The sequence below is a fragment of the Flavobacterium sp. B330r genome (assembly GCF_056824325.1).
On the sequence record NZ_CP124860.1, the window covers coordinates 1295548 to 1315469 of the forward strand.

A 19922-nucleotide genomic window follows, 5' to 3' on the forward strand; every position below is an offset into this window, starting at 1 on the left:
AGGTTCATATTGTTATAGAGAACAAAAAACGATAAAAGGTTGGGAAGATATTACTTATTTTCAAAAAAAAATCTCCAAAGCCCGAAAGCAATGGAGATTTAATATAAAAAACAATCTAATTTTAAATGTGTGATATAATTGAACCCAATAACAAGTTTTTTTCAAAACTTAATTTAACTTATATCATTTATATGGTTTGAAAGAAAATTATGCGTTGAAAATTTTCTCTTGGTGACCAATACTTTCTTGGTGAATTGCTTTGAACATTCTTAAAACAAATTCTTCAGTAAGACCTTTTTTCTCACCTTCCAAAATCATTTTTCCTAAGATTTCGTTCCAACGGTTGTTTTGAAGAATCGCAACGTTTGCATCTTTTTTCACTTGACCAATTTCGTCAGCCACTTTCATACGTTTTCCTAGCAATTCTAATAAGTTAGCATCCAAAACGTCGATGTTAGCTCTTAACTTAGTCATTTTTTGGCTGTACTCGTCTGTAGTATCATCCGTTTTTCTGATCGTCAAATCTTTAATGATTTGTTTCAAAGAATCTGGAGTTACTTGTTGCGCAGCATCAGACCAAGCATTATCTGGATCGTAGTGCGTTTCGATAATCATACCATCGTAGTTCAAATCTAAAGCCTCTTGAGTTACTTCAAAAATCATTTTACGATCTCCTGTAATGTGAGATGGGTCGATGATTAATGGCAAATCAGGGAATTTATTTTGCAATTCGATAGCAATCTGCCATTCTGGAATGTTTCTGTATTTTGTTTTTTCGTAAGTAGAGAAACCTCTGTGAATAACACCTAATTTCTCAATTCCAGCCATGTGTAAACGCTCAACACCACCTAACCATAAAGCTAAATCTGGGTTTACTGGGTTTTTAACCAAAACAATTTTATCTGTACCTTTCAACGTATCAGCAATTTCTTGAACTGCGAAAGGGTTTGCAGTTGTACGAGCACCAACCCATAAAACGTCGATATCGTGTTCTAAAGCTAGTTTACAGTGAGCTGCAGTTGCTACTTCAGTTCCCATTAATAAACCAGTTTCAGCTTTTGCTTTTTGCAACCATTTTAATCCGATTTCACCAACACCTTCAAATCCTCCTGGACGAGTTCTTGGTTTCCAGATTCCAGCTCTGAATACACTAACTTTTGAATCTTTTAATTCGTGAGCGATTTTCAAAACCTGATCTTCAGTTTCTGCACTACAAGGTCCAGCTATCACAAGTGGGTGATTTAAATTGAAATCTTCTAACCACTTTCTCATTTCTTTCTTATTTTCCATCTTAATTCTAATTTACTTTTTAGTTGTTGTTAATCCGTTTAGTATTTCTTTTATTTTATTTGTGCTTTCCATTTCTTCAAAAATGGCGTTGTAATCTTCTTCTTTTAGCAAATCTCTAAACCGACTCAGGTTTGATATATAAGCTTCTAAAGTTTCAAGAACGTATTCTTTATTTTGTTTAAATATTGGTGTCCACATTGCGGGCGAACTTTTTGCCAAACGAACAGTGCTTTCAAATCCACTCCCCGCCATATCAAAAATATCCTGTTCGTCTTTTTCTTTATTCATTACCGTTTTTCCTAGCATAAACGAACTAATGTGCGATAAATGCGAAACATAGGCAATGTGTTTATCATGTGAAATGGGATCCATATATCGAATTCTCATTCCGATTGAAGTAAAAAGATTTAATGCTTTTTCTTGTAATTTAAAAGCTGTCTTTTCGACTTCGCAAATAATGTTTGTTTTTCCTTGAAACAAGCCTCTTATCGCTGCTGATGGTCCCGAGAACTCTGTTCCGGCAATTGGGTGCGTTGCAATAAAATTTCTTCTTTTTGGGTGATTGGCTACTGCTTCACAAATTGGCTTTTTAGTCGATCCTACTTCAAAAACAATTGTTTTATCTCCTACCGAATCCAAAACTTTAGGCAAAACCGTCAGCGCTACATCTACTGGAACCGAAACAATTACAAAATCTGCTTTTTGCAAATCTTCAAAACTTCCAGCTTCATCAATAACTCCCAACTCAATTGCTTGCTGCAAATGCTGTTCGTTACTATCGATTCCTAAAATAGTCGCATCAGGATAACGTCCTTTTATGTCTAGCACCATCGAACCGCCTATTAACCCTATTCCTATTACGTATACTCTCATATCTTTTTTAAATTCCAAGTTTTAAAATTGCTTCGTCTATTCGCTATCGCTCGGGTCCAAATTCCAGATCTTACTTTTCAATTTGTCACCCTGAGCGAAGTCGAAGGGCGTTCCAATTGCCAAGGGCTTCGACTCCGCTCAGCCTGACAATCTGGATAAAATCTTAATACTTAATTCTAAAGTCTTAATACTAAAATCGATCTATCGCTTCCTGTACTTTTTCTTCTTTCACACACAATGAGAATCTGATATAACCTTCGCCGTTGCTTCCAAAAATGGTTCCCGGTGTAATGAAAATATGTTTCTCATATAATATTTCGTCAATGAACTTCTCTGCTGATTCTATTCCTTCTGGAAGTTTTGCCCAAACGAAAAGTCCAACTCCTTCTTTATACACTTTGCAGTTTAATTTTTCTGCTAGTTTCTCCGTCAATTCTCTACGGCGTCTGTAAATTTTGTTTTGATCTTCAAACCAAGATTTATCACATTTTAAAGCGGCGATTGCTCCTTTTTGAATTCCGTAGAACATTCCGCTGTCCATGTTGCTTTTTACTTTTAGGACTGCATCGATAATTTCAGGATTTCCTAAAACCATTCCTACTCTCCATCCGGCCATGTTGAACGTTTTACTAAGTGAATTCAATTCTAAAGCTACTTCTTTCGCGCCTTCAACCTGCAATAAACTCATCGGATTATCATTCAAAACAAAACTATACGGATTGTCGTTGATCAATAATATGTTGTGTTTTTTAGCAAAAGCAACCAATTTTTCAAATAACGCTAAACTTCCTCTCGCTCCTGTTGGCATATGCGGATAACCCAGCCACATAATTTTTACTTTTGACAGGTCTAATTTTTCTAAAGCTTCAAAATCAGGTTCCCATCCATTTTCTTCTTTCAAATCATAATAAACTGGAACTGCCTGAACCAAATTAGTTACCGAAGTATAAGTTGGATAACCTGGATTCGGAATTAAAACATGATCGCCTTCATTTAAAAATGCTAACGAGATGTGCATAATTCCTTCTTTCGAACCCATAAGAGGTAAAATCTCATTATTCGGATTCACTTCAACACCAAACTGATCACGATAAAAATCTGCCATCGCCTGCCTCATTTCTGGTAATCCCTGATAGCTTTGATAACCATGTCCGTTTTCATCTTGAATTGCCGCAGCGACTGCTTCAATTACTGCTTTTGACGGACTCAAATCAGGGCTCCCAATTCCCATATTGATGATCGATTTTCCTTCAGACATCAACTGACGAACTTCTCTCAATTTTGATGAGAAGTAGTATTCTTCAACTGTGTCTAATCGTTTTGCTGTTGTAATCATTTCTATTTTTTATTAAAAAATGCTTTAGGCTTTAGGCCGTAAGCTATGTGCTTTTTCTTTTTTTATCCTCCTGCGCGAAGTCAAAGGGCTTTCCAATTGGAACGTGGGCTTCGACTTCGCTCAGCCTGACAATTGGAATTTGGCATTTCAAAATTTTGGAATTTCCTTTTTTATGGTTTCGTATTTTTATATTCTCCCAACACTTTAAAATATTCTGCCATGATGTTTAATAATGCTTTGGCTTTTGCAAAATCTTCGTATTTCTCGAATGTTACGTCAACGAAGAATGAATATTTCCAAGGCGTTTCAATTTTTGGAAGCGACTGAATTTTTGTCAAATTCAGTTTGCAGTCGCTCATTACATTTAAAACTGCTGCTAAGCTTCCTCTTTTATGATCTAATTCAAATTTTACAGAGGCTCTATTGATTTCGCTTTCTGGCAAAAATGAATTTTGTTTTTTGATGATTACGAAACGGGTCATATTGTTTTTGATCGTTTGAATCGATGATGCAATAATATCCAAATCATACATTTCAGAAGCCGTTACGCTTGCAATTGCTGCAATACCAGTCAATTGTTTTTCCTGAATTCTTCTTGCCGTTTCGGCTGTATCTTTATCCTCAACCAATTTGATATTTGGATATTGTTTCAGGAAATCCATACACTGCAAAAGTGCCATTGGGTGCGAATGAACTTCTTTTATATCTTCGATTTTCTGACCTTTTAAAGCCATTAAATTCTGCTGAATGTTTAAATAATGCTCTCCAATTATGTGCAAATTATTCTTGTCAATCAATGCATAATTCGGAATAATTGGCCCTGCAATCGAATTTTCGATCGCCATAACCGCCTGATCAGATTTTCCGGCAATAAGGCTGTCGATCAATTCTTCAAAAGACAAACACTCATCAATATCCACATTTTCAGAGAAATACTCCTTCACAACTTGATGATGAAATGATCCTTTAATACCTTGTATTGCAATTTTCGTTGTCATATAGTCAAAAAAAAATCCTGATTTGCATCAGGATTGTATATTAGTTTTATTTGTCTTAAATTTTCTCAAATAACCATAGCACAATCCTCACTTCTACTAAAGAAGAAATAAAAAGAGTTGCTAAAATAAAAACGGTTACTTGCCATTTTGTTTGTGTTTTGTTTTAAATTCTCTGCGAATGTATAAATTATTTTTAGTGCGCCAAAAAAAAGATTGCATTTTATGAAACAAAAAGGGATTTCTTAACAAATTTAGGAGGTTTTGTATGATAATATAAAAAAATCGACTTAAAATGAGAATATTAAAACGAGATTCTGAGGTTTTAAGTTGCTGAGATGCTAAGTTTTTTTTTGCCACGAATCCCCGAATTAGCGCAAATCTCTGTAAAATTAGATCTAATCACACAGATTACTTAGTGTTATTGTCATTTCGACCGAAGGGAGAAATCACACTCGTAAATCGACAAAGATTGCGATTATGCAAACAGCCCTAAAACTGGTTTATTAGAAATCCCGATTTTTGAATAATCGAAGTCCATTTTTTCTTTTAATAAAGAAGCATAAACACTTCTGAAATCTATTTCGTATTTCAAATCGCCATTATCTAAGTCGGCTAAATTTGGGTTTTTTCCTAAAATGGTTCCTTTATTATTTCCTCCGATGATAAACATTGGCGCTGCAGTTCCGTGATCGGTTCCGTTTCCGTTGTCTTTTACTCGTCTTCCAAATTCGGAGAAAACTACGACTGTAACATTCTGCAATAATTGCGATTGTTTTAAATCAGAATAAAAACTATATAAGGAATCATTTAAATCTGTCAATTTTCTTTCGTGAATTGAGAGCTGATTATCGTGTGTATCAAATCCGTTAAGCGATGTGTAATATACTTTTGAATTTAAGTTCCCTTTTATTAATCGAGCAATCCATTCCAAGTTTTTAGATAATTCTATTTTCGGATAACTGATTTCCGTTTTAGACTTCACTAAAGCTTTCTGGATTTCATCTGAACCCTCCGTAACCGAATTGGCTATTTTTCGAACAAAATCCAAATGCGGATTTTTAGATAAAGTTACATCTTCATCTTTTGATTTTACCTTAAATCGGTCTGGATCTTTTACCGTTATAAAATTCGGCTCCACTCCTTTTAAAGCCAAATTATCAATCGAATCTAAATTGATTCCAGCCGTCGCTTGATGTCCGTTGCATTGCAAATCCAGAAATCTTCCAAGCCAGCCTTCATTTATATATTTATTAGAATCGGTTGCCGTCTGCCAGATTTCCTGACTTCTAAAATGCGAACGAATAGGTTCTGGATAACCCACATTCTGAATTACCGTTAAATCTCCATTTTGCTGCATTTGAGCAAAATCTTTTAACGAAGGATGAAAGGCCATTCCTTTATTCTTTCCAACAACCAAATCTTTATTTAAAGCAATCTTCGTTCTTAAATCGTAATACAACGGATCATCGTACGGAATAAAAGTATTTAAACCATCGTTTCCGCCATTCAGCTGTACAAAAACGACACATTGCTCTCCCACAATCAAATTGTTCTGAGAACCAAAAGCATGTAAAAAATCAGGAAGCACCAGCAGTCCGCCTGTAAAAGTTCCGGTCAGTGTTAGAAAATTTCTTCTGTTCATGATTACTGCTTTTTAGATTAATTGATATTCGGGAAGTTTTGAGATATAATTTAAAAGTCGGACCACAGCAAAATCGGCGTGTGGATCTTTAGGATCAAAATCGTATTTCAGCAGATTCTCCATATCCTTTTGTTCCGAATCATTAACGGCAAATAATAATCGGTCTGACAATTCAGAAATAATCGTTTTATTATTTCCATCCGAATCAAAAGCGACTTTTACAGCAGTTTTTTCATATTCCGATTTTTCTTTTTCAACTCCGTTCATCATTGTTTTCAAAACTCTTCGATTCAGACTTTTTCCGCTGCACAATAAATCGGCTGTATTGCTCCTTTGAAGATAAATCTGCGAAGTCAGCCAAGAATTTCCGCCGTCCCAACCTTTTACATTTACTTGATTGTACAAATCCATTCCCTGCTGTTTTATAAACGCCATAATTGCGGCATCATCAACATTTTCAATTTGCAACTCGTCGCAAAGCTGTAAAATATAAACCAGCGGATTTTTGATTTTATTTCCAGAATTTTCTTTTTTGAATTCTTCCGTAAAGATTTTAGTCAATAAAGGTTCGATCTCAAACTTTTGCTTTCGGAAATAATCGCCATAATAAACTACTAAATCTTCGGGCGGATTATCATAAATAAACCATTTCAGGATTTTTCGTGTAATGAGATACAGAATGTTTTTCTGTTCGAAAATAATATCGACTAAATCATCCGCTTTCCAATTTCCGGTTTTTCCGAAATAGATTTTATCGCTATTATCTTCTATATTTTTTCTGTAAACTGCACCTTCATCTCCGACATTTAAACCGGCCAAAGCTTTTGCGCCGTTTTTAATATCGTCTTCGGTATAATTTCCAATTCCGATTGTAAACAATTCGAGTAATTCACGGCTTAGGTTTTCATTCACTTTACCTTTTTTATTATCTCCATTATCGAGATACCGAACCATGGCATTTGATTTTAGAATCTGTTTGGTTAATTCTTTAAAATTTCCAAAGGCATTTTCGCGCAAAATCATATTATGCTGATAAATCCAGTAATTGATTTTTACTTTTTGAGAAGTCGAAACAAAATGATTGTGCCAGAAACAAACCATGTTTTCGCGAAGCGGTAATTCGTCATTACGCATTTTCGCAATCCACCATCTTTTAAATTCGGCAGTGGCTTGATTTTCTTTTTTCTGAATTTCTTTCTTGGTTTCGGGACCGGAAGTCTTGATTATTTCCCGAACTTGTTTCAGCTCCAAAGTGGTTTTAGGCTGATCTTGCAGAAAGTCTGGAACTGTTGTATCAAATTTTGATTTATAGGATTGCTTTAGAAATTTTTCTAAGCCGAGTTTTTCAATTTTTGAAGTTTGTTTTCCTGAAAAACCTAATCGAAGGGACCAAAGACTGCTTTTTTTCATTGTTCAGAAATTATTACAATAAGACTTGAGTTTCTTTTAAAGGTTTAATTCTTTTAAAGATGCTAAGTCGCTGAGATTCTAAGGTGCTGAGTTTTGAAAAGTCTTTGGTAATAATTAGAACGGGGAATTTTTGGGGATATTGTTTTCAGAATATTAAACAATTATAATCAAACATAGCCTGTGGTTTCAACCACGGGCTATATTATTAGAAATTCATCTATAAATTTTTTATTTTCATCAACATAAAGAAAATAATTACCAATCTTTTTTTCAGCTTTAGAAAGTTCTAATTTGATTTCAATACAAGGAGTAGGAATAAAACCATGATCAATTAAAATTGAAATAGATTTTGAAAGAATGTCATCATAATTAATATCTCCATATTCCGCGCGATTTATATTTTGAAAATATTGCATTGCCAATTGATAATATTCATTTTTATTATTAGTGACATGTAAATTAGCATTCATAATTTTTTGATTAAAAAATTGACCTATTATCTTTTAATAGAATCCAATGTTTGTTGATTAATTTGCTTTCTTTCTATCATAAACTTAAACCAGTTTTCTAATTTTTGCTTATCCTTTTTTTCCATTTTACTAATATCAATTTGAGGAAAATTGGTATGATCTATTGCATGTTTCTCTAAAATAGCATCGTAATAATCATAGTAAGCTCTTTCATAATTAAAATTCTCCGCCATAATTTTCGCGTACACCATTACACTATCTGTACTTTCACGAAAACAACAATCTTTAAAACTATAAAAAAGTTCATCATAAGCATCAACATCACCATGCTTTTTAACCCGATTAATTAATGTATCATAATTTGTTGTCCTAGAACTTATAGTTCTAACCTCATCTTGATTAATTTCCTCTATATTATTTTCTTTTTGAGTTTGCACGTGCTCCACCTTTTCTTTACATGAAATAAGGCACAATAAAAAAACTAACCCTAAAATCTTATTCATACACATTGTTTAAATACAATTTAACAAAAAAAGCAGCTATCATTACAATAACTGCTTTCTATTACAAAGAATAAATCTTTCCTCTTTACTCTATTTTCTTTCTTCTAAAAAAGATTAAGACCCACACATCTCACAATCTTCTGGATCTGCCGCTTGTGCTTTTAAAAGCATTGCTTTATAATCCTCAACACTGATTGCTTCCGTTTCTGCAACTAAAGATGGAGCTGTTTCTTCTTTTTTATCGTTGTTCAATGTGAATTTAATCGCATCTACAGCCGCTTTTGTTCTTAAGTAATACATTCCTGTTTTTAAACCAGACTGCCAAGCGTAGAAGTGCATTGAAGTCAATTTAGAATAGTTTGCATCCTGCATGAACAAGTTCAAAGATTGAGACTGGTCAATAAAGTATCCTCTTTGACGTGACATGTCGATAATATCTTTCATCGACATTTCCCAAACTGTTTTGTAAAGATCTTTTAAGTCTTGCGGAATGATATTGATGTTTTGAACAGAACCATTATGACGCATAATTTCTTGTTTCAAATCTTCGTTCCACAAACCTAGTTTTACTAAATCTTCTAGTAAATGTTTGTTTACCACGATGAACTCTCCAGACAATACACGACGTGTGTAAATGTTTGATGTATATGGTTCAAAAGCTTCGTTGTTTCCAAGAATCTGTGAAGTCGATGCAGTTGGCATTGGCGCAACTAACAACGAGTTACGAACTCCATGCTCTACCACTTCTTTTCTTAATGAAGCCCAGTCCCAACGGCCTGATAATTCTTCATCTTTCATTCCCCACATATTGTATTGGAATTCTCCTTGTGACATTGGAGAACCTTCAAAAGTTGAATATGGTCCTTCTTCTTTTGCCATTTCCATAGAAGCGGTTACGGCTGCAAAGTATAAAGTTTCAAAAATCTCTTGGTTCAATTTTTTAGCTTCATCGCTTGTAAACGGCATACGCAACATAATGAAAGCATCAGCTAAACCTTGCACTCCTAATCCAACCGGACGGTGACGCATGTTAGAGTTTTCTGCTTCTTTTACTGGATAGTAGTTTCTGTCGATTACTTTGTTCAAGTTACGAGTTACACGTTTTGTAACATTGTAAAGTGCTTGATGATCAAATTGTCCATTTTCGATGAACATTGGCAATGAGATAGAAGCTAAGTTACAAACTGCAATTTCATCTTTAGAAGTAAACTCCATAATCTCTGTACACAAGTTAGAAGAACGAATAGTTCCTAAATTCTTGTGGTTCGATTTACGGTTTGCTGCATCTTTGTACAACATATATGGCGTTCCTGTCTCGATTTGAGATTCTAGGATTTTCTCCCATAATTCACGAGCACGGATTGTTTTTCTTCCTTTTCCTCTAAATTCGTAATCAGTATATAATGCTTCGAATTCATCTCCGTAAACATCATATAATCCTGGACATTCGTTTGGACACATTAAAGTCCAAGTTGAATCTTCCTGAACACGTTTCATGAATAAATCTGAAGTCCACATCGCGAAGAATAAATCTCTCGCACGCATTTCTTCTTTTCCTGTATTTTTCTTCAAATCCAAGAAATCAAAAATATCAGCATGCCAAGTTTCGATATAAATCGCAAAACTTCCTTTACGTTTTCCACCACCTTGATCTACATAACGAGCGGTATCGTTGAAAACTCTCAACATCGGAACAATTCCGTTTGAAGTTCCGTTTGTACCGCGAATATAAGATCCAGTTGCACGAACGTTGTGAATAGAAAGTCCAATTCCTCCCGCAGATTGCGAGATTTTTGCTGTTTGTTTTAATGTATCGTAAATACCATCAATACTATCATCTTGCATTGCCAAAAGGAAACAAGAAGACATTTGAGGTTTTGGAGTTCCTGCATTAAACAACGTTGGCGTTGCATGCGTAAAGAACTTTTTAGACATTAAATCGTAAGTTTCAATTACCGATTTTAAATCGTCTAAGTGAATACCAACAGAAACACGCATTAACATGTGCTGTGGACGCTCCACGATTTTTCCGTTTATTTTAAGAAGATAAGAACGCTCTAAAGTTTTAAAACCAAAGTAGTCGTAATTAAAATCTCTTGTATAAATAATATGAGAATCTAAAAAAGCAGCATTTTCTTGAATTACTTTGTACACATCGTCAGCAATTAATGGAGCGTCTTGTCCATTTCTTGGATTCACATAGTTGTACATATCTTTCATCGTTTCAGAGAAAGATTTTTTAGTATTTGAATGTAGATTAGAAATAGCTATACGAGCTGCCAATTGAGCATAATCTGGATGCGCAATTGTCATAGAAGCCGCCGTTTCTGCTGCAAGATTATCCAACTCAGAAGTCGAAACCCCATCATACAATCCTTCGATAACTCTCATCGCTACCTTAACTGGATCTACAAGCTCATTTAAGCCGTAACACAATTTTTTGATTCTTTCTGTAATCTTATCAAACATTACGGGCTCTCTGTGGCCATCTCTTTTTACTACATACATAAGCTTACCTTTATTAGTTATTGAAAAAATGAAAGTATCTAGAGAACGAGCCCTAGTACTTAAACATTGCGTGTTTTTAAATTAATTTTGGAGAATTACCAAATTCTCAATAGTTACTCATTTCAAATTCGAAATTCGAATTTAAATGCGTCAAAAATTGCTATTGAATCTGCGACTTGGGGAAAGAGATTCAACCTTTAAAATATTCCTGTAATCTTTTTTTAGCGTCTCTAGAAGATAGACGCTAAAAGTATTTTTTGTTGTCTAAAAATCTGCATCAAATGAAATTTTTTGAGCATCACTGTCATTGTTCATAACACCTGACTTTTGATACTCTGCAACACGTTTTTCAAAGAAATTAGTTTTTCCTTGAAGAGAAATCATGTCCATGAAATCAAATGGATTTGCCGAACCGTATACACGCTCGCAACCTAACTCTACTAATAATCTATCGGCAACGAACTCTAAATACTGTGTCATTAACCCAGCGTTCATACCAATTAAACTTACCGGAAGAGATTCTGTAACAAACTGTCTTTCGATATCTAAGGCATCTACAATAATTTCTTTAATTCTGTCTTTTGGCACTTTGTTTACCAAGTGATGATTGTGCAGGTGAACCGCAAAATCACAATGTACGCCTTCGTCACGAGAAATCAACTCATTAGAGAATGTTAAACCTGGCATTAAACCACGTTTTTTCAACCAATAAATGGAACAGAAGGCTCCTGAGAAAAAGATTCCTTCAACAGCAGCAAAAGCGATTAGTCTTTCTGCAAATGAATCTGACTCGATCCATTTTAAAGCCCATTCTGCTTTTTTAGCAATTGCTGGGAATACTTCCAAAGCATTAAATAATTCTGCTTTTTCTGCTTCGTCTTTTACGTAAGTATCAATTAATAGTGAATACGTTTCACTATGAATGTTTTCCATCATAATTTGGAAACCATAGAAAAACTTCGCTTCAGCATATTGAACTTCGTTTACAAAGTTCTCAGCCAAGTTTTCGTTTACGATTCCGTCAGAAGCAGCAAAGAATGCTAAGATATGTTTAATGAAATATCTTTCGTCGTCATTCAATTTGTTATTCCAGTCTGTCAAATCTTGGTGTAAATCGATTTCTTCTGCAGTCCAAAAACTTGCTTCCATCTTTTTATACCACTCCCAAATATCATGATGCTTAATCGGAAAAATAACGAAACGATTTTTATTTTCTTGTAATATTGGTTCGATTTGTGACATGACAGATTCTGTTAATTTTTTTATTGAATTTTTACACATTCAGTGCACTACAAAGATTGTCAATTAACGGCAAAAATAAAAGCCAAACTTATTCACAATCGGACGTAGTTTTTAACAAAGCTTAAAATTTGAAAAACTTTTCAGACAATAATTAATTTACTGCAAATGAATGATTTAAAAGCTATTTTATACTTCAAAAGCCCCGTAAAATATAGACTTTTTCGAATAAAAAGCAAGAAATTTTAAATAGTTTTAAAAAGTTTTTTTTGAGTCAAAACTTTATTTTTTTGAGTTAAAAGATATAGTCAAAAAGACTATAATTTTAACTGTAGATTTTTATGAATTTTTAAGTTCTTCGGCTACTTTTTCTAGCTCCAAATACCAATCTTCGCCAAAGCGTCTAATAAGCGCTTCTTTTACAAATTTGTAAACTGGAACTTCTAATTCTTTACCTAACGAACAAGCATCATCACAAATATCCCATTTATCATAATTGACCGCAGCAAATTCTGTGAAGTCTTTTACACGAATTGGATATAAATGACAAGAAACTGGTTTTTTCCAATCAACGAGTCCTTGATTATAAGCTTGCTCGATTCCGCAAAGAGCCGTTTTTCCGTCAAAAATTACGTAAGCACAATCTTTATTATCGATAAGCGGAGTTTCGAGATCTCCATCGGTTCCTTTTACCCAGGTACCCTGAGCTTCGATTGCTTCGATTCCTTCTTTTCTTAAAAAAGGCTTTACTTTTGGATAAATTTCTTCTAAAATTTTTGTTTCGGCTTCGTTTAAGGGCGCGCCGGCATCTCCATCAACACAACAAGCTCCCTTGCACGCTGATAAATTACACACAAATTCTTTTTCGAGGATATCCTCTGATACTATGGTTTTTCCTAATTGAAACATTTTGCAAAGGTAACTAAAGATTCAGGAAATAAAAACCGCCACCAAATATATGTTCTTAGTCTAAATAACCTGACTTACAAACTCCTTTTTACATGAATTTATAATCTGATTTATTGAAGACAAAAGCGCTCTTTTCTAAACTAACGCATTTCATTGTTATCACTTTTTTGCTTTTTAGATCTTTCATAGTCATATCCATTAGCAAAGTGCGTTCATCGGGTTTGAAATAATTAAGGAACTCGTCTGGCATTTTCCAGCCTTTTTGATTTTTAAACATATCGCCAAAACTCACTTTTGCTTCACTTGTGTAATAACAAATAATATCGTGTTCGTCATTGGTCATTTGTATTCCTTTGCAATTGTATCCTAAAAAAGTTTTATTTGGCAATGTCTTAATCGTGTACTTTGACTTTTCTCCTTCCTTTTTAGCCATCGATGAATAATCTGGCATTTTTGAAGCCGTCGCCATTTTACTTTTACCATCGCCAAAACCGGTCACCGTTATACTATTTTTAGAATCCATAATCATCAGCATATTTTGGCCTTTTCCCTGATCAATATTCATTGCAAAATAAGAAGCATTAGGTTCTAGAAAATAATTTGCATTCATAGTCTTGCCTTCATCTGTTTTAATTTCCATAATATATTTCCAGCTAAAAGAATAAGAATCTGGAACCGCCGACGGATCAACCTTGTTTTTCCCATAATTTAAAACAGCATTTTCTATACTTGCATTTTTATCCGCACTTCCGCTGCTATTTTGCGCTTTTTGCTCTGCTGCTTTTTTAATTTGCTGCCAGATTTGGGCTTGTGAACTATTGTAAACCAACAAACACAAGAAAACTATAACAAACATCCTCTTTTTCATAACCCCTCCTTTTTAAATTACAACAAATTTAGTAATTGATTTTCAGTAAGTTATACTTTTTAACGTTTGATTTCATGAACCTTACAAAATGGAGAATGCAAATAAATTAAGTTCAAAAATAAAACGTGCTTTTTTCCTCAATTCAACAACTCAAACATCATATTGTTACAAATATCACATTTTACATATATAAAAGATGTTTTTATAACAAAAATACACTGTAACGAAAAAACACCTAACTTTATTAACTACTTTTGCAGCAGTTTTTTAAACCCTAAAAATCAAAGCGATATGTTAGAAATCGATTTTAAAGAAATCATTACCGTTAGTATGGTGCTTTTTGCCGTAATTGATATTGTTGGTTCAATTCCGATTATTGTGAATTTAAGAGCTAAGGTCGGACACATAGAATCTGAAAAAGCTTCTATCGTTGCAGGAGCTATTATGATTGTTTTTCTCTTTGTTGGAGAAGGTTTACTAAACTTAATTGGTATCGACGTTCACTCGTTTGCCGTTGCTGGATCTTTCGTTTTATTCTTTCTTGCTTTAGAAATGATTTTAGGAATCAGAATCTACCGTGACGAAGAACCAGGATCTGCCTCTATCGTTCCTTTGGCTTTCCCGCTAATTGCTGGAGCAGGAACAATGACGACTTTGTTATCGCTTCGATCTCAATTTCACACCATTAATATCATCATCGCGATTGTTCTAAATATTATCTTGGTTTACATCGTTTTGAAGTCTTCTAAAAAAATCGAAAATCTATTGGGAGAAAACGGACTTGGAGTAGTTCGCAAGACATTTGGAGTAATACTTTTGGCGATTGCTGTTAAATTATTCGCTGCTAATGTTAAAGGTTTGTTTGTCTAAATTTTATTTTTATAAATTTACCCCGTAAAATTTCTAAAATACAACTTTAAGGCATTTTCCCCATTAAAGTTCTACTTTATTATTTTAGGCAAAAACAAAACAACCTTATGAAAATTTTCACTTCAATCTTAGTGCTTTTGGCACTAGCTTTAATTGTTTTTAATATTACGCTATTAGACTTTCAGAACCCTTTTCAAGGAGATAGTATGGTAGCTTTTATTGGAATCGCCGCTTCATTTTGCGCTGTTTTGATTCTTTTGATTTTTAGAATTTCAAAAAGAATTGAAGAAAAAATGAATGACAACAGATAATATGTTTGATGTTTTAATTATCGGAGGAGGAGTATCAGGAATGTCATGTGCTCTTGTCTTAGGGTCCGCAAAAAACAAAACTTTTGTTACTGATAAAAAAATCGGAATTTTTACCCACCAGAAAAATTCTTCTTTACAAGAAGCAATATTTTATAACGCTTACGGAATTACACCAGGAAAATTAGGTTCTGAACTTTTAACTGAAAGCACACAGGATTTAGCTACAACTTACCCACACATTGCTCAGATTCCAAATGAAAAAGTAATGAAAATTGAGGGCAGTTATCCTGAATTTACTGTTGTAACCAACAAGAATTCATACCAAACAAAAAATATCGTAGTCGGAATTGGTTCTGCCAATACTTTCGACATTGAAGGTTTAATGCAATACATTGAACCACATAAAAAAGCACTACCAGAAAAACAACGTATTCAGCTTAAAAATGAAGACCATAAAGTTACTGACGGCATTTATGTAATCGGAACTTTAGCGGGCTGGAGAAGTCAATTGGCAATTGCTGCCGGAAGTGGCGCTGCAGTAGCAACAGATATTCTTACTTTATGGAATAATGGCGTGCAAACTCACGCTCACGATAGTATTCGATAAAATTACTATTTGAATTTCACTTTATTATAAATTGGCAATCCTGGTAAAGGCATTGCCAACGTATCTTTATGCATTGAAAAAGATATTATCGCTTTCTTTTTTTCAGCAAAAGAAAGAGTGTCTTTTATCTTTTCATATTTTCTCTCAATCTGATTTGTTTTTAAAGCGACATATAATTTCTTTATAACCGAATCTATATTGTTCTTTTTCTGAAAATAATATTCATAATACTTTTCTTCGTTGTTAGAACAAACCACTTTTAGCCTAAACGTTGGAGAACTTTCCATACATCCATCTTGTTTATACGAACTTATAAGAGCTTTGTTTTTATCAATTTCAGGTAAACACTTCACCAAATCAGTTATTAATTTCGCATCAACCTTCGAATGAAAATAAAATTCAGTTTTATTTGGAGAGAATTCGCAGACATAAGTTTGATTCTCCCCATTTAAATTTATAATCGAATATAATTTTGGCTGAATATAAAATTTCCCTCTAAAAGACTCTGTAGGATATTTTAAATCCCAGTTATAACAGATAAGTTCAATACTTCTAATATCTTTCTGATTTGAAGAACATCCAAAACTAAAAAATATCAAACCTATCAGAAGTTTTTTCATACAATAAAACTAATCTCTCTTTTAATTAAATTCAATCTTTACTTCACTGAAACGATTTGAGTTACTTTAATATGATTTTCGTCTTCACTTTTCCATTTTTCTCCTTTTACAGATACCACATCTCCAATTTTTAATTGTTTGTAGTTTTGAGGACCGCCAACATTTACAATGCTAATAGTAGCAAAATAGACTTCTTTGGCGTCTGTAGTAATTTTTGCTGTGTAACCGTCTTTTCCTGCCTCAATAGAATCTACTTTTCCAGAAACTGCAGTATTTGGATCGTTTTTCATTGTTTTACAAGAGATTACAAAAGTTATTAAAATCAATAATAAACTTATTCTTTTTAGATTTTTCATATAATTTATTTTACCGCAAATTAAGCTCTTATTTACACTCAGATTGCTTAATTACGTTTTAAGTTAATATTATTTTTCCAGCTTCAAACTTTATGCCAGCTGAACACAGCTTCCTGCAATAACTTTTAGATTTTTTCCTATTTTTTTCCAAACTCTTATGTATTTGAAAACGCCATTAATCGGAGTGTTATCATAAGTCCCATTTAAAGCGACTGTAACAGTAACTACAGCCGAATCACCAATTATGTTAACGATTTGATCAGAACCTTCCAAAGAATCTATTTTAATCTTTCCAGAACGATAGGTCTGCAAATCAAAATCTTTAGTGATGGTTTGTCCGTCTGGCATGTTGAATAATAAATCATCATGAAGGATGGTATCCAAAGCCAAAACATCCGATTTTTTAATGGCAGTTAAAAGTTCGATTTCTGCATTAACAACGGTTTCTATTTTCATGATATAAAGATTGAAGTTATTTCTTCGGAGTCAGAATTGTTTTTATCATGGCGTCTTCTTTTAAGATTACATCATAATAGTACAATTCTCCATAAAGCTGTCGAGCAAATTCAGCCGTAATATGACGGTTGACAAGTGCTTTTGTTTTATCCATTTTCAAATCCAGACCCGTCATCAAGATATAATTCTTAAATTTTTTGAAATATAGGTCTGAGCTTTTCATTTTAGCTAAAAAATCAGCAAAACTATCCCCTGCAAAAGCATTTCTGTTTTTATCTAATTCTTCAAAAACAAAATGCCCCACAATTCCTGTTTGCAGCAAATAAGCAACATTTTCATTCCCGTGCTCTGCTTCTAAAGGCACAAAAACATCTGGAACAATTCCGCCACCGCCGTAAACTATTTTACCCTTTGGAGTTTTGAATTTTAAAGAATCTGCCACTTTTATGCTGTCTTTTGCATAAAATTCTCCAGTAGCAATTCTAGATTCAGATTCTTTAAAATATTCTTCGTTTCCTTTTTTATATGGTTTCTGAATTGATCTTCCTGTTGGCGTATAATAACGCGCCACGGTCAATCTCACGGCTGATCCGTCGTTAAAATCCATTTCTCTTTGAACTAATCCTTTTCCGAAAGAACGACGACCAACGATAGTTCCGCGGTCATTATCTTGAATAGCACCTGCTAAAATTTCGCTTGCAGAAGCACTATTTTCATTAATAAGAACATACACTTTTCCAGTTTCAAAACTTCCTGCTTTTGTAGCATATGTCTTTTCAGTAGAACCGTTTTTGCTTTTTGTAAAAACAATCAACTGTTTGTCTTTCAAAAATTCATCGGCAATAGCAATAGCTTCTTCCATATAACCACCGCCATTATCACGAAGATCAATTACAAGCGACTGGATTCCTTTTTGTTTTAATCTTGTTAAACCCGTTTTGAATTCATTAAAAGTAGTTTCTGCAAAACGGTTAATTTTGATATAACCTACATTGTTGCCAATTAGCAAAGACGCGTCTACGCTTTTAATTGGAATAATATCTCTTTTTACTTTAAACTTGAGTTTCTTTTGTTCTGATTTTCTAAAAACAGTCAGCTCGATTTCTGAACCCTGAAGCCCTTTTAATTTAGAAAACAAACTATCTGAAGGCAGTTTTCTACCGTATAATTTCGTTTTTCCAGCAAATAAAATACGATCGCCAGATTTTATTCCCGCTTTTGCCGAAGGTCCATTTTCAACTGGTTTTATAATCGCAACCGAATCTTTATACATATAAAAATTGATTCCGATTCCGACAAAATCACCTTTCATGCTTTCGGCAACCTCAGCTTGTTCACTTGGCGGAATATAAACCGAATGGGGATCTAATTTAGAAAGAATATTATCGACCGTAAGATTTACAATCGAATCGGTATTGACGCTATCAACATATTCTGTATTAATAAAATCAATAAGTTTGTTAAGCTTGGTTTTTGAGTAATTTTTAGCCAAAAGCTGGTCGCTTGCGGGAGCATTCATAACGCTTCCGGCAATTGTTCCAAGAGCAAAAGTGGCTCCTATTACTATGGGTAAATATTTTGAGTTAAATTTCATTACTCTTCTAAAACAGGAATATGTTCTACTTCTATGCCTGCTTTTATTAAAAATTGAATTCCAGAATCATCACGATATCCATCTTTATACACCACTCTTTTTATTCCTGACTGATGTATTAATTTGCTACATTCTTTGCAAGGCGAAAGCGTAATATACAATGTTGCGCCTTCGCAAGACTGCGTTGATCTGGCTACTTTCAGGATCGCATTTGCTTCGGCGTGTAAAACATCCCAGCGTGTTAATCCGTCTTCGTCTTCACAACAATTTTCAAATCCAGACGGCGTTCCGTTGTAGCCATCAGAAATGATCATTCTGTCTTTTACGATAATTGCACCAACTTGTTTACGTTTACAGTAAGAAAGCAGGCTCCACTCTTTTGCAATTCGCAGATATGCTTTATCGTATTTATTCAGCTTTTTTACTTCCATTTAATTTATCTGTTCCAAATTGGACTTTCAATAATCATCGGAATTACAACTCCAATAATGAAAGCCGACATTACAAGTGCCCAGTCGCGTTTTGAAAAACGAAAAACCGTCTGCACTATATATGAAATTACCAGAACAACAAAAACCACTACAAGCTGAGCAGCTTCTATTCCTAAGGCAAACTCTCCCAAAGGTAACAATTTTGAGGTTGCAGAACCGCCTAAAATTGTTTTGAAATAATTAGAAAAACCTAGTCCGTGAATAATTCCAAAGAATAAAGTTATGAAAAATACCAGATTTACGCCATCATTTTTTGAGGTCTTTCCGGCCGTAAACAAATGATAAAGAGCGGTTACGAGAATTGTAATCGGAATCAGGAATTCTACAACATCTACTTTTATGGCAATGATACCGTAAACAGAAAGCACTAGAGCCAAAGTATGACCAATTGTAAAAATAGAAACCAGAAGAAAAATCTTTTTCCAGTCTTTAAAAAGATACGGAACGGTTAAGGCGATTAAAAAAAGAACGTGATCGTAAGCATTGATATCTAAAACGTGTTTTAATCCTATTTGAAAATAAATCCAAAATTGTGACATAGGTATATTGTAATTAAATAATTAGGGGTTGT

The 19922-nt window shown here is 33.8% G+C and carries 21 protein-coding genes; 3 read left to right on the plus strand and 18 right to left on the minus strand.

Annotated elements, in window-relative coordinates; all coding sequences use genetic code 11:
- Nucleotides 1-207 precede the first annotated feature (207 nt).
- From QLQ95_RS05975 to QLQ95_RS06030, 12 genes are all read right to left on the minus strand, one after another.
- A complete protein-coding gene (locus tag QLQ95_RS05975) occupies nucleotides 208-1290 on the minus strand; it encodes a bifunctional 3-deoxy-7-phosphoheptulonate synthase/chorismate mutase type II (protein ID WP_095928247.1) in 1083 nt (360 codons plus the stop codon).
- A gap of 12 nt (nucleotides 1291-1302) precedes the next feature.
- Nucleotides 1303-2163: a prephenate dehydrogenase gene (locus tag QLQ95_RS05980; protein WP_482503033.1), complete on the minus strand. Its 861-nt coding sequence runs from the start codon at nucleotides 2161-2163 to the stop codon at nucleotides 1303-1305.
- 190 nt (nucleotides 2164-2353) lie between these two features.
- Nucleotides 2354-3499, minus strand: coding sequence for a pyridoxal phosphate-dependent aminotransferase (locus QLQ95_RS05985; RefSeq protein WP_482503035.1), 1146 nt, complete (start codon nucleotides 3497-3499; stop codon nucleotides 2354-2356).
- A gap of 170 nt (nucleotides 3500-3669) precedes the next feature.
- On the minus strand, nucleotides 3670-4497 hold the full coding sequence (locus QLQ95_RS05990) for a prephenate dehydratase (protein ID WP_482503036.1): 828 nt from the start codon (nucleotides 4495-4497) through the stop codon (nucleotides 3670-3672).
- A 475-nt stretch (nucleotides 4498-4972) separates the two neighbouring features.
- Nucleotides 4973-6139: a DUF1501 domain-containing protein gene (locus QLQ95_RS05995; protein WP_482503037.1), complete on the minus strand. Its 1167-nt coding sequence runs from the start codon at nucleotides 6137-6139 to the stop codon at nucleotides 4973-4975.
- Between the two features lie 12 nt (nucleotides 6140-6151).
- Nucleotides 6152-7549 carry a DUF1800 domain-containing protein gene (locus tag QLQ95_RS06000; RefSeq protein ID WP_482503039.1) on the minus strand — a complete coding sequence of 466 codons (1398 nt, stop codon included), beginning with the start codon at nucleotides 7547-7549 and terminating at the stop codon, nucleotides 6152-6154.
- 197 nt (nucleotides 7550-7746) lie between these two features.
- Nucleotides 7747-8019, minus strand: a complete 273-nt coding sequence (locus QLQ95_RS06005) for a hypothetical protein (protein ID WP_320494114.1) — start codon at nucleotides 8017-8019, stop codon at nucleotides 7747-7749.
- 26 nt (nucleotides 8020-8045) lie between these two features.
- Nucleotides 8046-8522 (minus strand): hypothetical protein, encoded by a 477-nt coding sequence (locus QLQ95_RS06010; RefSeq protein WP_320494115.1) that lies wholly within the window; start codon nucleotides 8520-8522, stop codon nucleotides 8046-8048.
- Nucleotides 8523-8636: 114 nt separating this feature from the next.
- Nucleotides 8637-11030 carry a ribonucleoside-diphosphate reductase subunit alpha gene (locus QLQ95_RS06015; protein WP_482503042.1) on the minus strand — a complete coding sequence of 798 codons (2394 nt, stop codon included), beginning with the start codon at nucleotides 11028-11030 and terminating at the stop codon, nucleotides 8637-8639.
- 264 nt (nucleotides 11031-11294) lie between these two features.
- Nucleotides 11295-12272: a ribonucleotide-diphosphate reductase subunit beta gene (locus QLQ95_RS06020; protein ID WP_428237777.1), complete on the minus strand. Its 978-nt coding sequence runs from the start codon at nucleotides 12270-12272 to the stop codon at nucleotides 11295-11297.
- Between the two features lie 336 nt (nucleotides 12273-12608).
- Nucleotides 12609-13178, minus strand: a complete 570-nt coding sequence (locus tag QLQ95_RS06025) for a DUF3109 family protein (protein WP_095928254.1) — start codon at nucleotides 13176-13178, stop codon at nucleotides 12609-12611.
- 88 nt (nucleotides 13179-13266) lie between these two features.
- Entirely contained in the window at nucleotides 13267-14046 is a 780-nt protein-coding gene (locus QLQ95_RS06030; protein ID WP_428237776.1) for a hypothetical protein, read from the minus strand.
- A 291-nt stretch (nucleotides 14047-14337) separates the two neighbouring features.
- Between QLQ95_RS06030 and QLQ95_RS06035 the strand changes: the two genes are divergently transcribed.
- The 3 genes from QLQ95_RS06035 (at nucleotide 14338) to QLQ95_RS06045 (ending at nucleotide 15834) form a co-directional block, all read left to right on the plus strand.
- Nucleotides 14338-14916 (plus strand): MarC family protein, encoded by a 579-nt coding sequence (locus QLQ95_RS06035; RefSeq protein ID WP_008465051.1) that lies wholly within the window; start codon nucleotides 14338-14340, stop codon nucleotides 14914-14916.
- A gap of 107 nt (nucleotides 14917-15023) precedes the next feature.
- Nucleotides 15024-15227, plus strand: coding sequence for a hypothetical protein (locus tag QLQ95_RS06040; protein WP_095928256.1), 204 nt, complete (start codon nucleotides 15024-15026; stop codon nucleotides 15225-15227).
- Nucleotide 15228: 1 nt separating this feature from the next.
- Nucleotides 15229-15834: an FAD-dependent oxidoreductase gene (locus tag QLQ95_RS06045; RefSeq protein ID WP_428237804.1), complete on the plus strand. Its 606-nt coding sequence runs from the start codon at nucleotides 15229-15231 to the stop codon at nucleotides 15832-15834.
- 5 nt (nucleotides 15835-15839) lie between these two features.
- Here QLQ95_RS06045 and QLQ95_RS06050 read toward each other — a convergent pair whose 3' ends face one another.
- The 6 genes from QLQ95_RS06050 to QLQ95_RS06075 form a co-directional block, all read right to left on the minus strand.
- Nucleotides 15840-16454: a hypothetical protein gene (locus tag QLQ95_RS06050; protein ID WP_320494124.1), complete on the minus strand. Its 615-nt coding sequence runs from the start codon at nucleotides 16452-16454 to the stop codon at nucleotides 15840-15842.
- Between the two features lie 38 nt (nucleotides 16455-16492).
- Nucleotides 16493-16810: a hypothetical protein gene (locus tag QLQ95_RS06055; protein ID WP_320494126.1), complete on the minus strand. Its 318-nt coding sequence runs from the start codon at nucleotides 16808-16810 to the stop codon at nucleotides 16493-16495.
- A 90-nt stretch (nucleotides 16811-16900) separates the two neighbouring features.
- Nucleotides 16901-17266 carry a nuclear transport factor 2 family protein gene (locus QLQ95_RS06060; RefSeq protein WP_095928258.1) on the minus strand — a complete coding sequence of 122 codons (366 nt, stop codon included), beginning with the start codon at nucleotides 17264-17266 and terminating at the stop codon, nucleotides 16901-16903.
- Nucleotides 17267-17282: 16 nt separating this feature from the next.
- Nucleotides 17283-18860, minus strand: a complete 1578-nt coding sequence (locus tag QLQ95_RS06065; protein ID WP_320494128.1) for a S41 family peptidase — start codon at nucleotides 18858-18860, stop codon at nucleotides 17283-17285.
- Entirely contained in the window at nucleotides 18860-19291 is a 432-nt protein-coding gene (locus QLQ95_RS06070) for a deoxycytidylate deaminase (protein ID WP_095928260.1), read from the minus strand. Before QLQ95_RS06070 ends, QLQ95_RS06065 begins: the two co-directional genes overlap by 1 nt.
- Nucleotides 19292-19296: 5 nt before the next feature.
- Complete coding sequence (locus tag QLQ95_RS06075; RefSeq protein WP_095928261.1) at nucleotides 19297-19890, minus strand: HupE/UreJ family protein; 594 nt, start codon at nucleotides 19888-19890, stop codon at nucleotides 19297-19299.
- Between the last annotated feature and the right edge of the window lie 32 nt (nucleotides 19891-19922).

Coding starts and splice junctions, on each gene's coding strand:
- QLQ95_RS06000 (WP_482503039.1), bottom strand. CDS start 7,549: ATGAAAAAAAGCAGTCTTTGGTCCCTTCGATTAGGTTTTTCAGGAAAA.
- QLQ95_RS06050 (WP_320494124.1), bottom strand. CDS start 16,454: ATGAAAAAACTTCTGATAGGTTTGATATTTTTTAGTTTTGGATGTTCT.
- QLQ95_RS05975 (WP_095928247.1), bottom strand. CDS start 1,290: ATGGAAAATAAGAAAGAAATGAGAAAGTGGTTAGAAGATTTCAATTTA.
- QLQ95_RS05990 (WP_482503036.1), bottom strand. CDS start 4,497: ATGACAACGAAAATTGCAATACAAGGTATTAAAGGATCATTTCATCAT.
- QLQ95_RS06025 (WP_095928254.1), bottom strand. CDS start 13,178: ATGTTTCAATTAGGAAAAACCATAGTATCAGAGGATATCCTCGAAAAA.
- QLQ95_RS06005 (WP_320494114.1), bottom strand. CDS start 8,019: ATGAATGCTAATTTACATGTCACTAATAATAAAAATGAATATTATCAA.
- QLQ95_RS05980 (WP_482503033.1), bottom strand. CDS start 2,163: ATGAGAGTATACGTAATAGGAATAGGGTTAATAGGCGGTTCGATGGTG.
- QLQ95_RS05985 (WP_482503035.1), bottom strand. CDS start 3,499: ATGATTACAACAGCAAAACGATTAGACACAGTTGAAGAATACTACTTC.
- QLQ95_RS06020 (WP_428237777.1), bottom strand. CDS start 12,272: ATGTCACAAATCGAACCAATATTACAAGAAAATAAAAATCGTTTCGTT.
- QLQ95_RS06045 (WP_428237804.1), top strand. CDS start 15,229: ATGTTTGATGTTTTAATTATCGGAGGAGGAGTATCAGGAATGTCATGT.
- QLQ95_RS06015 (WP_482503042.1), bottom strand. CDS start 11,030: ATGTATGTAGTAAAAAGAGATGGCCACAGAGAGCCCGTAATGTTTGAT.
- QLQ95_RS06030 (WP_428237776.1), bottom strand. CDS start 14,046: ATGAAAAAGAGGATGTTTGTTATAGTTTTCTTGTGTTTGTTGGTTTAC.
- QLQ95_RS06070 (WP_095928260.1), bottom strand. CDS start 19,291: ATGGAAGTAAAAAAGCTGAATAAATACGATAAAGCATATCTGCGAATT.
- QLQ95_RS06060 (WP_095928258.1), bottom strand. CDS start 17,266: ATGAAAATAGAAACCGTTGTTAATGCAGAAATCGAACTTTTAACTGCC.
- QLQ95_RS06065 (WP_320494128.1), bottom strand. CDS start 18,860: ATGAAATTTAACTCAAAATATTTACCCATAGTAATAGGAGCCACTTTT.
- QLQ95_RS06010 (WP_320494115.1), bottom strand. CDS start 8,522: ATGAATAAGATTTTAGGGTTAGTTTTTTTATTGTGCCTTATTTCATGT.
- QLQ95_RS06035 (WP_008465051.1), top strand. CDS start 14,338: ATGTTAGAAATCGATTTTAAAGAAATCATTACCGTTAGTATGGTGCTT.
- QLQ95_RS06055 (WP_320494126.1), bottom strand. CDS start 16,810: ATGAAAAATCTAAAAAGAATAAGTTTATTATTGATTTTAATAACTTTT.
- QLQ95_RS06040 (WP_095928256.1), top strand. CDS start 15,024: ATGAAAATTTTCACTTCAATCTTAGTGCTTTTGGCACTAGCTTTAATT.
- QLQ95_RS05995 (WP_482503037.1), bottom strand. CDS start 6,139: ATGAACAGAAGAAATTTTCTAACACTGACCGGAACTTTTACAGGCGGA.
- QLQ95_RS06075 (WP_095928261.1), bottom strand. CDS start 19,890: ATGTCACAATTTTGGATTTATTTTCAAATAGGATTAAAACACGTTTTA.